At 69.7% G+C, this 8,729-nt stretch carries 18 protein-coding genes; 9 read left to right on the forward strand and 9 right to left on the reverse strand.

Features of this window, described 5'->3' with window-relative positions; genetic code table 11:
• From ACFUJ1_RS32260 to ACFUJ1_RS32270, 3 genes are read left to right on the forward strand one after another with little or no spacing between them, the layout of a single operon-like run.
• Complete coding sequence (locus ACFUJ1_RS32260; RefSeq protein WP_378651104.1) at positions 1-210, forward strand: hypothetical protein; 210 nt, start codon at positions 1-3, stop codon at positions 208-210.
• A 1-nt stretch (position 211) separates the two neighbouring features.
• Positions 212-856 (forward strand): hypothetical protein, encoded by a 645-nt coding sequence (locus ACFUJ1_RS32265; RefSeq protein ID WP_378651105.1) that lies wholly within the window; start codon positions 212-214, stop codon positions 854-856.
• A gap of 12 nt (positions 857-868) precedes the next feature.
• Positions 869-1,363 carry a hypothetical protein gene (locus ACFUJ1_RS32270; RefSeq protein ID WP_378651106.1) on the forward strand — a complete coding sequence of 165 codons (495 nt, stop codon included), beginning with the start codon at positions 869-871 and terminating at the stop codon, positions 1,361-1,363.
• 73 nt (positions 1,364-1,436) lie between these two features.
• Here ACFUJ1_RS32270 and ACFUJ1_RS32275 read toward each other — a convergent pair whose 3' ends face one another.
• Positions 1,437-1,868: a hypothetical protein gene (locus tag ACFUJ1_RS32275; RefSeq protein WP_378651107.1), complete on the reverse strand. Its 432-nt coding sequence runs from the start codon at positions 1,866-1,868 to the stop codon at positions 1,437-1,439.
• A gap of 238 nt (positions 1,869-2,106) precedes the next feature.
• On the opposite strand from ACFUJ1_RS32275, the gene ACFUJ1_RS32280 reads away from it, so the two are divergent.
• On the forward strand, positions 2,107-2,469 hold the full coding sequence (locus tag ACFUJ1_RS32280) for a hypothetical protein (RefSeq protein WP_378651108.1): 363 nt from the start codon (positions 2,107-2,109) through the stop codon (positions 2,467-2,469).
• A gap of 2 nt (positions 2,470-2,471) precedes the next feature.
• Here the strand turns inward: ACFUJ1_RS32280 and ACFUJ1_RS32285 are convergent, their stop codons facing one another.
• The 4 genes from ACFUJ1_RS32285 to ACFUJ1_RS32300 all read right to left on the reverse strand — a co-directional run bounded on the left by ACFUJ1_RS32285 (position 2,472) and on the right by ACFUJ1_RS32300 (position 4,147).
• Positions 2,472-3,203, reverse strand: a complete 732-nt coding sequence (locus tag ACFUJ1_RS32285; protein ID WP_378651109.1) for a hypothetical protein — start codon at positions 3,201-3,203, stop codon at positions 2,472-2,474.
• An 85-nt stretch (positions 3,204-3,288) separates the two neighbouring features.
• Complete coding sequence (locus tag ACFUJ1_RS32290) at positions 3,289-3,615, reverse strand: hypothetical protein (protein WP_378651110.1); 327 nt, start codon at positions 3,613-3,615, stop codon at positions 3,289-3,291.
• Entirely contained in the window at positions 3,612-3,863 is a 252-nt protein-coding gene (locus tag ACFUJ1_RS32295; RefSeq protein ID WP_378651111.1) for a hypothetical protein, read from the reverse strand. The genes ACFUJ1_RS32290 and ACFUJ1_RS32295 overlap by 4 nt, the downstream gene beginning before the upstream one ends.
• The gene (locus tag ACFUJ1_RS32300; RefSeq protein WP_378651112.1) at positions 3,860-4,147 is read right to left on the reverse strand and encodes a hypothetical protein; all 288 of its coding nucleotides are present in this window, start codon (positions 4,145-4,147) and stop codon (positions 3,860-3,862) included. The genes ACFUJ1_RS32295 and ACFUJ1_RS32300 overlap by 4 nt, the downstream gene beginning before the upstream one ends.
• Positions 4,148-4,374: 227 nt before the next feature.
• Between ACFUJ1_RS32300 and ACFUJ1_RS32305 the strand changes: the two genes are divergently transcribed.
• The 4 genes from ACFUJ1_RS32305 (at position 4,375) to ACFUJ1_RS32320 (ending at position 5,927) form a co-directional block, all read left to right on the forward strand.
• Entirely contained in the window at positions 4,375-4,830 is a 456-nt protein-coding gene (locus ACFUJ1_RS32305) for a hypothetical protein (RefSeq protein WP_378651113.1), read from the forward strand.
• 94 nt (positions 4,831-4,924) lie between these two features.
• On the forward strand, positions 4,925-5,308 hold the full coding sequence (locus ACFUJ1_RS32310; RefSeq protein WP_378651114.1) for a hypothetical protein: 384 nt from the start codon (positions 4,925-4,927) through the stop codon (positions 5,306-5,308).
• Between the two features lie 74 nt (positions 5,309-5,382).
• On the forward strand, positions 5,383-5,604 hold the full coding sequence (locus ACFUJ1_RS32315; protein ID WP_378651115.1) for a hypothetical protein: 222 nt from the start codon (positions 5,383-5,385) through the stop codon (positions 5,602-5,604).
• Positions 5,605-5,657: 53 nt separating this feature from the next.
• Positions 5,658-5,927, forward strand: a complete 270-nt coding sequence (locus tag ACFUJ1_RS32320) for a hypothetical protein (protein WP_378651116.1) — start codon at positions 5,658-5,660, stop codon at positions 5,925-5,927.
• Here the strand turns inward: ACFUJ1_RS32320 and ACFUJ1_RS32325 are convergent.
• Together ACFUJ1_RS32325 and ACFUJ1_RS32330 are read right to left on the reverse strand one after the other, a co-directional pair.
• Positions 5,924-6,076, reverse strand: coding sequence for a hypothetical protein (locus ACFUJ1_RS32325; protein WP_378651117.1), 153 nt, complete (start codon positions 6,074-6,076; stop codon positions 5,924-5,926). The genes ACFUJ1_RS32320 and ACFUJ1_RS32325 overlap by 4 nt on opposite strands.
• The gene (locus ACFUJ1_RS32330) at positions 6,073-6,249 is read right to left on the reverse strand and encodes a hypothetical protein (protein WP_378651118.1); all 177 of its coding nucleotides are present in this window, start codon (positions 6,247-6,249) and stop codon (positions 6,073-6,075) included. The genes ACFUJ1_RS32325 and ACFUJ1_RS32330 overlap by 4 nt, the downstream gene beginning before the upstream one ends.
• A 198-nt stretch (positions 6,250-6,447) precedes the next feature.
• On the opposite strand from ACFUJ1_RS32330, the gene ACFUJ1_RS32335 reads away from it, so the two are divergent.
• Positions 6,448-7,608 (forward strand): helix-turn-helix domain-containing protein, encoded by a 1,161-nt coding sequence (locus tag ACFUJ1_RS32335; RefSeq protein ID WP_378651119.1) that lies wholly within the window; start codon positions 6,448-6,450, stop codon positions 7,606-7,608.
• Between the two features lie 132 nt (positions 7,609-7,740).
• Here ACFUJ1_RS32335 and ACFUJ1_RS32340 read toward each other — a convergent pair whose 3' ends face one another.
• A complete protein-coding gene (locus tag ACFUJ1_RS32340; RefSeq protein WP_378651120.1) occupies positions 7,741-8,289 on the reverse strand; it encodes a hypothetical protein in 549 nt (182 codons plus the stop codon).
• Positions 8,286-8,633, reverse strand: coding sequence for a hypothetical protein (locus ACFUJ1_RS32345; protein ID WP_378651121.1), 348 nt, complete (start codon positions 8,631-8,633; stop codon positions 8,286-8,288). The genes ACFUJ1_RS32340 and ACFUJ1_RS32345 overlap by 4 nt, the downstream gene beginning before the upstream one ends.
• Between the last annotated feature and the right edge of the window lie 96 nt (positions 8,634-8,729).

Consider the following 8,729-nt stretch of genomic DNA (forward strand, 5'->3'; position numbering starts at 1 on the left):
GTGACCGCGCCGGACCCGCAGTACGTGCAGTCCCGGCTGCTGCAGGCGGCGGCGATGATCGAGCGGCGGCAGTTCGTCGCCGCCGAGATCGTCCGCCTGCAGGCCGAGGCGCAGGCGCTGGACGCGACGATGGCGACGGCGTGGCCGGGGCTGATCGACCAGGTGGCCGCAGACATGCTGGCCCTGTCGCAAGAGGCGTCGGGCGGCTGACGTGCTGCAGTGGAGCCGGTCCACCGACCCCTTCTCGGCCGCGCTGAGCGCGCAGTGGGTGCGCCGCAACGGCGGTACTCATCCGCTGGTCAGCGGCGGGTCGATCACCGCCACGTCGTCGGGGTTCTTCCCTGCCGAGTTCATCGCCCGCCGCGCCGTGGGTGCCGACCAGTATGTGGCGGTGACGCTGACCCAGCTCCATCCGGGCACCTCCGGAGGGTCGCCGTCCTGCCTGGTCCTGCGCTGCCCGAACAGCTCGACCTCGGGCACGGTGCCGATCGCCTTCATAACCAACACCAGGATCGGCATCTACACCATGACCTCGTGGGCGGGGGCCAACGCCACGGCTCGGGCCGCGTACGCCAACGCGAACGGCGGCGCGAACATGACCCTCGGCTCCCGGATCGAGTTCTTCGTCGCCGCCAACACCTACTACGCCTTCGTCAACGGCGCCCTCATCAACTCCTGGCCGGACACCACCGCGATCGCTTCGCAGACCGGCCGCTACGGCGGGCTGGTCATGCAGAACGCCAGCGACGGGTCAGGGTCAGGAGTGATGGCGTTCGACGACTTCGTGTTCGGCGACCTCCGCCCCACCGAGGTCCCCACCCCCATGCAGTCGATGAATCGGTCGGCGAGCTTCTGAGGAGGAAACACCATGGCACGTCGCAGGTTCATCGTCTGGAACGCTGCCACCGCAGCGCTCACCGCGGCCCCGACTGCGGTGACGACCGGCACGTCGATCAAGACGATGCTGCAGATCAAGCCGACCACGACCATCGCGGTGATCGAGTGGGGGTACTCGTTCTCCGTCCTGCCGACCGCAGTGGTGAACTGCGAGCTCGTCACCACCGGCACCGTGAACGCGACGGTGACCGCGTTCGCCTCCGGCGATGTCGGGAAGTACGACGACTCGGTCGGTGCGGCGTCGGCGATCTCGCTGGGCACCACCGCCTCCGGATTCACCTCCACCGCTGAAGGCTCGGTCACGGCCACCCGGCTCCTGGCCGGCCGTCTGGAGTGGGCGCAGTCGTTCAGCCAGCAGTTCCCGCTGGACCGGGAGCCGGGAGTGGCGGCCAACGACATCCTGCGGATCCGGATGACCACCGCGACCGCGATCAACGCACTCTGCTACGTGGTGTACGAGGAGTAGTGCCAGGTCAGAGACGTTGTAGCGAGAGGTGGTGACCAATGCCCCGTATCGGACGCACCCGCCCGGTCGGTAGCTACGCCCCCGCGGTCAGCACCAGGGTCGGCCGGGAGCCGCTCCTGGTCGATGCCGCGCTGGCGGCCACGGCCACTCTCCCGGCGGAGGGGCAGCGCGGCCACAACACCGGCGCCGGCACCGCCGTCACAGCGGCCACGTCCGCCGCAGCGGACCGTACAGCGAACGTCGCTGCTCCGGCTGTGGTCACGGCCACGCTCACGGCGGGTGCGATCGCCACCTCCACCGCGGTGTCCACCCTCAACGCCACCGCCGCCCTGACCGCCACCGTGGCGTGGGCCGGTTCGGCGGAGGCGGTCTCGACGGCGATCACGGTCACCTCGGCGATCACGGCGTTCGCCGGGAAGGACATGCAGGGGCCGAGCGCCTTCACGGCCTCCCTCCCCGCAACGGCCGTCCGGTCGGCGAACACCTCCGCCCAGACTGCGGCCACGGCTTCCTTGCCCGCAGCAGCCCACCGGGGGACCGTCGGGGATGCCCCGACGGCGGTGACCGCCACCAGTTCGGCGGCCGTGCATCGGGGGACGGTCGCGGACGGGCCGACAGCTGTCACAGTGGGGCTCACCGCGACGGCCCTCTCAAGCCGTCCGGCGCACGCAGACCTCGCTGTCGTGGTCGACCTCACGGCCGGTGCGGCGACGTTCATCGCGGCAGTCCCGCTCGCTGTGACGGTGACTCGCCCAGCCTCCGCGGTGCGGACGGCGGCCGGGGTGAAGACCGTCAACGGTGCCACCGCGCTCACGGCCACGCTCACGGCGGGCATGCTGAAGACCGTGCGGGCCGGAGCCGACCGGGCTGTCGCAGTCGGGCTGTCGGCGACAGCGGCGGCGTCGCTGCACCAGGGCGCGAAGGCGACCACCGTCGCTGTCGGCCTCACCGCGCGGGCGCAGATCCTCGGGGCGCCGGACCCGATCACTCCGCCGGAGCGGACGGTGTGGATCACGGCGGAGGACCGTGCCGTGGTGGTGGGCCCGGACGATCGGGTGCAGTACGCGACCGCTGAACGCCGTAGGGTTCCTGCCGTCTTGCTCTAGAGCTACCCGGTCACGCGCTTCCAGTCCCCACAGTTGCGGCTGTTGAACGCTCCGTCCGTGGCTGCGATGGTCACGGTCACCTCACGCGCGAAACTCACGAAGTTGTTGTCGAGGATCTCGCCCTGGGGATCGAGGCGCTCCCAATAGCAGTCCGACACCGCCTTTGTCGTGCTGTAGGTGCCGGGCTGCACGACAGGCGATGTCGGATCGTAGGTTTGCGACACGAAGTGTTTGCCGCTGCGGAGGTTGATCATCCGGGGATTTCCGGACAGGGCCTCGTCGAGAACGGACTGTTGATCGGGGCAGATGATCGGGATGACTGCGGTGATTCGGCGGCCGTTGGTCTGGAGGTTGAGCCTGTTCTTGCTCGTCTCCGCCGGGGCGGTCGCCAGCGCCACGCCCTCTCGCCCTGCCAGGTCGAATGCATCAACCCTGCCTCCGCGGATGGATTCGCAGATGCCGGTATCGATCTTGTAGTCCGAGCCGTAGCCAGTACCCTTGTCGAACACGATCCCCTCCCGTTCCAGCGCCGCCACATAGTCGGCATAAATCGGGTCGGCGGGGGCTGTCGGCGTGACGGCCTTGGTGCTGGCGCCAGCCGAGCTTGCAGCCTTACTGGTGGCGGGCGGGCTCGCCCTGTAGGTGGGGGCCGGCGGCGGGAGCCGCGAGAAAAGCACCACCCCGATCGACAGCGCGATGAGTACCGCGGCCAGTACCCCTACGGGAATGAGCACTCCCCGCGTCCTCCAAGTTGGCGTCCCCTCAGTCATGGGTGGGGACGGTACAGGCAGAGGCCGGGGCTCGAGCCGTATTGCGGCGTCAGTCGTTCGACGGACGGAACTCGTCGATGTAATCGTCGGAGCCCATCGCGAATCCCAAGCCGAGCCACAGCGGCAGCACGATTGCGCCGACTACCAGTACGGCATGGACACCCCCTACGCCGAACGCGAGCATCGACACCGCAATGAACGCGGCCGTGCAGATCCGCCCCCAGCCTCGGTAGGCGGCGGCGAAAACCCAGCTCGCGACCACGGCCGCGACGATCGGTACCGCCACGATGCAGCGCCACAGGGTGACCTCGTTGGTGTAGACGATGCTCCCGTCGCCCTCGGTTCTGGTCACGGTCCACTTGGTGCGCAACTTCACGGCCCCTCCTCGGCGGAGAGATCACGGAGCGCTGGGGGATTCCAGGCGATCTGGAAGGGCTGGGCTGCCCTCGGTGGCGCGATCCGTTTCCCGTCGTGCTTCCCGCCAACGATCACGCCGTCGGATAACGGCCCGGACCAGGTGCCGGTCTCGTCGGTGTAGGTCCACCCGAAGGGGATGGAGATGGTGGGCCACCCGCCGCCTTCTCCCGAGCAGGTGTAGCCGCTGCCGTCGATCTCCTCGCTCATGCTCGCTCCTTCTCGTCCAGCTTGCGCATCAGCTCGGTCAGCGACATGTGCCGGGAGATGGTGAATCGCCCGCCGCTCACGTCCACCCAACTGATCGTCAGCTCGATCTCGGGGTCGTCGCCTGCGGTGACATCGGACCCGCTGAATCCGGGGTCGATGCGCTCGCTGATGTCCAGGATGCGGTCGATCTTCTTCCAGTTGCCCGCAGGCCGCTGCTCTGCCAACTCCGTGCGCTCGAGGTAGTCGGCCACGTCCCGGTAGAAGCCCTCGCGCCAGTCGCTCATGCCCTACATTCTCTCAGCTCTACGCGCCCTCAGCCCTCGTGGTTGAGGGCGATTCTCTGCGTCTGGGGTGGGCCGATCGGCCTGCCTACAACCCATGGGTTGACATCTACAACCCGTGGGTTGTATCTTAGTGATGTCAGGCCGGAGCCACCCGCCCCAGACCACCGCCCCGCACCCAGCGGCGCGCGCCACCCCCCTTGAGAACTCCATAGCGAAAGGTGCACATCATGACTGCCACCCTGTCCAGCGACGACATCCTCGCCGTGCTCCACCGGACCGCGCAGTTCATCCTCACCCTCGCCACCGGCCAGCTCCAGTGCATGGACATGGCTACCGGCATCGAGTGGGCCATCAACGCCCCCGGCGACTTCACCCTCACCGGACCCCACGGCGTCATCCTCACCCGGACCGACGGCGAGCTGACCGACCCCCACCGCACTACCACCCTCGGCGACCAGCTCCGCTGGACCCACGTCGCCGGGGACACCTGGAAGGGCGTCCGCCTCAACGACGGCGCCACTTACCAGGTCGGCGGATGGGACAACGGCTGGGCCGCCACCGCCACCATCGACGGCCAGCGCGAGCGGGTCACCGAGGTGGTCGGCACGAGGACCGCAGCACAGCAGGCCGCACAGGCCCACTCCGACGCCAACCCCGTCGAGCGGGACCCCTGGAAGGTCTGAGCCACACCAGCACAACCCGGCCGGGCCGGGGGCGTTCCTACCGCCCCCGGCCCGGCCTGGACCCTACCCCAGCCCGACCACCGGAAGGACCCTCATGACCCACTCCTACACCCGCGGCGACCGCGTTCGCCTGATCGCCACTGGCGAAGAGCTCACCGTCACCAAGGTGCTCCCGTCCTGGGACAGGACCACCATCGCCTGCGAGGCCGACGACCCGGACTCCGACTGGCGGATCTGCAACCCCGAGCACATCGAGCCGGTCGAGCCCAGCCGGGCCGCCGCGCACACCGCCCGCCTGGCCGCCGCCAGCGCCCTGGCCGACGCACGCTGGTGGCTCACCGGAGTCGGCTACACCGCCGCCGACGCCGAGACCATCACCGACCGGATGCTCACCGAGAAGGTCGACCTCGCCTCGACCCGCGCCATGAAGACCTGGCTGCTCACCAACGGCGACAGCTGGCCGCGCGACCTGAGCTGACACACCGCGAGCCGGGGCAGCAGCTACCTGCCCCGGCTCGACCCGCACCCTACCGAACCGAAATGGAGCCCGACATGTCCCTGCTTCACAACCTCGCCGCCGACCTGCCCGAGTTCAACGACGATCCGACGCAACGGCTGGCGCACACCTTGGCCGCCTACAACGACAGCGCCGACGAGGCGTGGGCCATCCGCGCCACCGGCGGGCGCGTGGTTCACGGCCACGACGTCACCGGCATCACCTGGGGCGACCTGCGCGCGCTGCTCGCTCAGCTCCAGGCCAACCCGCCCGCCTGAACCTCAGATGCCCCGGCCCGCCACCTCGGCGGGCCGGGCCGAAGGAGATTCCCATGACCGACCCCTGGGCGCAGCTGGCCGAGCACGCGGACCTCCTCCGCAAGCTCGCTACCACCCCCGAGCGTGTGGCCCCGATCGACCGGGCGCAGGCGCTCGATGCCCTGGCGAAGCTGGCTGACGAGATCCGGGCCGACGCGAAACGCTGCCGGCGGTCGACCCTGGTCGAGGCGGTCGACTCCGGGCTGAGCCAGAGCGAGATCGCCCGCCGATGGGGCGTGTCCCCGCAGCGGGTGAACAACCTGCTCTCCACCCCCGTGGACTAGTCGGGGTCGGCCCGCTCCTCGGCGATCCGGTACACCGGGCAGTCGTCCTCGGCGAACTGCGCCCCCTGGAGCCCCTGCCCTTCGGGGGCGGGTTTGATGGGGGTGTCCCACTCGGTTCGGCGGCGGCGGAGTTTCAGGCTCTCGATCACCGGGCGTACTCCTGACTGCGGTCGTCGGGGCAGACTTCTCCCTGGGCGACGAGGAACCGGAACGCTGGACCCTTGGCGGGGCAGGTGGCGGCGTCGCAGTCGATGTACTGCTGCATGAGCCGGTGAGCGGTGACGGAGTCCGGACAATCGCGGGCACTGTGGTTGCAGGCCATTGGCTTCTCCCTGACCGTGTGGTGGGGTAGCACCCGGCGCCCGGGGATTGGACCGTGTCGCATGGCTACGAGGTGGTCGTCCCGTCGGGGAGTCGATTGGGCGTTCGACGTGGCGCCGGGTGCTACCTCGAACCTATGTGGTTCTGTACTGGACTTTGTTCGAAGATTGTTCGAAGAATGTTAGGTAGGCTGTTCGCCATGGATGCCACCGAGACCGTCGGCGCCCGGATCGCCCGATACCGCAAGCTTCGCGGCATGACCCAGGAGAAACTGGCCGCCGCCGCGAACGTCTCCCGCTCGATGCTCGCCCAGGTCGAACGCGGCCACAGCTCCGCCTCCACCGTATGGGTCGGCTCCGTCGCCCGCGGGCTCGGCGTGGACTCCTCGCGGCTGTACGGCAGCGAGGAAGCCGAGCAGGTACTCAATGTGCTGCCGATCCTGCGCCGCTCCCTCGCCGCGGTCGACCTCGCCGACCCCGACCTCGAGCCGCTGCCCCTGGACCAGCTGCGGGCGCTTTCCGGGAAGGTCGCTGTCTGGCGGCGCGATGCCCGATACCGCAAGATCACCGAGGTGCTGCCCGACCTGATCGACCAGCTGCTGATCGCGGGCGAGCACGGGCAGCCGGTGTACGGGATGCTCTGCGCCGCGTTCCGGGCCGCGAACACCGTCGCCCACAAGTCCGGGTTCACCGACCTCTCGCTCACCGCGACCGAGCGGATGGAGTGGGCGGCCACCCGCTCTGGTGACCCGCTGCTGCTGGCGACCACGCACTACGTGAAGTCCGCGACCCTGGCCCGGGTCGGTGCGAGCGGGCAGGCGCTGCGGCTGCTGCTGCGGGCGATGTCGGAGATGGAGGCGTTCGTCGACGAGGACGAGACCGCCGCCGCTGTGTACTCGCTGCTGCACATGCGGGCCGGGACCATCGCGGCTGCCGCCGGGGACGCCGATGCCGCGCGCTCCCACCTCGCGGAGGCGGAGGTGCTGGCCCGGAGGTTCGGGGACCGGATCGTCTACGACTCCCCGGTGGGTCCGGCGAACGTGAAGCTGTACCAGGTGTGCGCGGAGGTGGATCTGGGTGAGCCGGGCCGGGCTCGGGAGATCGCCGCCGCCACCCACCTCCCCGACGAGATGCCCGCCGAGCGGAAGGCGTACTTCTGGGTCGATGCCGCCCGCGCGCACCTGCTGGCGGGGGATGTGGACGCGGCGGTGGATGCGCTGGCGGAGTCGCGGCTGGCGTCGCCGGAGCATTTCCGGTCGAGCCCGGCGGTGAAGAACGTGATCCGCACGACGGCGCAGCAGCAGCGGGTGGCGGGACACGGGCTGCGGGCGCTGGCGAATGCGGCTGGAATCCAGGACTGACGCGGCCATGCCGGACTAGACTGCGGGGTGCATGCCCCCTCTAGAAAGTATGCACCGCGATCGGTGTCCCCCCACTGGATCGCAGCGGCCCCGCCTTCCGAGGCAGGGCCGCTTTGCTGTGCAGGTAGTGGACTACTCGAACGCCGCCAGGCTGGCCGCCCATGCCGCGACCGCGCCGAGGTCGTCGTCCAAGATCCCCTTCGCCGGGTCGACCCAGTGCAACAGCGCGGGGGCCGAGTGCTCGCGCTCCACATAACGGCGGTCCCGCGTGGACAGCTCGTCGTCCAGCCACACGAACGGGCGCCCGGCCGCGTACTCCACCAGCTCCGCGGTCTTGAAGTACGTGCCGTCCGGGCCGAAGCGCTTCGAGGTCTTCCACTCCACCACCGGCAGCGCGGGTAGCGCGATCTCCGGCCCAATGTGGGTGTTGGCGTCGTGCTCCCACGTCGTCGCCCAGGCCAGCTCGAAGCGGTCCGCCAAGGCGAGGAGCTTCGGCCCGTGCTCGGGGTTGAGCCACACCCGCAGCGGCGCGATGCGGCCGAGCGGCTCCATACCCTCGCGCTGCGCGATCCACGTGGGCGGCATCATTCGGTAGGTGAGGTAGCCGGGTGGGCGGCGATGCGGCTTGGCCGCGTAGGGGTTCAGCGGGCCGTCCACGTCGATGAACAGCAGGGGCTTCACGCGCTGGCCTCCATCCCGGTGACCGCGACTTCCCCGCCCTGCCGCTCGAGCCACGCCTGCACCGGCTCGAGGTGGCCTAGCAGCAACTCCACCTCCCGGCGGAGGGTCGGCGCCGCGTCGGGTGGGGCGGTGAACGACAGGGCGATGGTGACCTGCTCCGGCTCCACCTCGATACGCGGCCACGAGAACCCCATAGGATTGGGGATGCGGTCGGCCTGCACCCAGACCATGTGCTCATCCGTCGAGGTCACGGTGCCGACGCGGTACTCGCCGTCGCGCTGGTCGGGGTCGTCGTCCAGGTACACGCGGACACGGGCGCCGGGCTTGAGCGTGGCGGTTTCCATGAGGCTCCCAGGAGCTAGGGTGGCGAGCGGTTCCCTGCCCCCGGATCGGGTGAAACAGCAGGTCAACGCAGATACCCCCTATCCTGAAATCTCTTG

It is taken from the genome of Nocardia sp. NPDC057227 (assembly GCF_042669725.1).
GTDB classification, from domain to species: Bacteria; Actinomycetota; Actinomycetes; order Mycobacteriales; family Mycobacteriaceae; genus Nocardia; species Nocardia asteroides_A.

Excerpts from the sequence above, each read along its gene's own strand:
- ACFUJ1_RS32345 (WP_378651121.1), bottom strand. The coding sequence starts at position 8,633 with ATGGAAACCGCCACGCTCAAGCCCGGCGCCCGTGTCCGCGTGTACCTG.
- ACFUJ1_RS32295 (WP_378651111.1), bottom strand. The coding sequence starts at position 3,863 with ATGAGCGAGGAGATCGACGGCAGCGGCTACACCTGCTCGGGAGAAGGC.
- ACFUJ1_RS32305 (WP_378651113.1), top strand. The coding sequence starts at position 4,375 with ATGACTGCCACCCTGTCCAGCGACGACATCCTCGCCGTGCTCCACCGG.
- ACFUJ1_RS32315 (WP_378651115.1), top strand. The coding sequence starts at position 5,383 with ATGTCCCTGCTTCACAACCTCGCCGCCGACCTGCCCGAGTTCAACGAC.
- ACFUJ1_RS32335 (WP_378651119.1), top strand. The coding sequence starts at position 6,448 with ATGGATGCCACCGAGACCGTCGGCGCCCGGATCGCCCGATACCGCAAG.
- ACFUJ1_RS32300 (WP_378651112.1), bottom strand. The coding sequence starts at position 4,147 with ATGAGCGACTGGCGCGAGGGCTTCTACCGGGACGTGGCCGACTACCTC.
- ACFUJ1_RS32320 (WP_378651116.1), top strand. The coding sequence starts at position 5,658 with ATGACCGACCCCTGGGCGCAGCTGGCCGAGCACGCGGACCTCCTCCGC.
- ACFUJ1_RS32270 (WP_378651106.1), top strand. The coding sequence starts at position 869 with ATGGCACGTCGCAGGTTCATCGTCTGGAACGCTGCCACCGCAGCGCTC.
- ACFUJ1_RS32330 (WP_378651118.1), bottom strand. The coding sequence starts at position 6,249 with ATGGCCTGCAACCACAGTGCCCGCGATTGTCCGGACTCCGTCACCGCT.
- ACFUJ1_RS32310 (WP_378651114.1), top strand. The coding sequence starts at position 4,925 with ATGACCCACTCCTACACCCGCGGCGACCGCGTTCGCCTGATCGCCACT.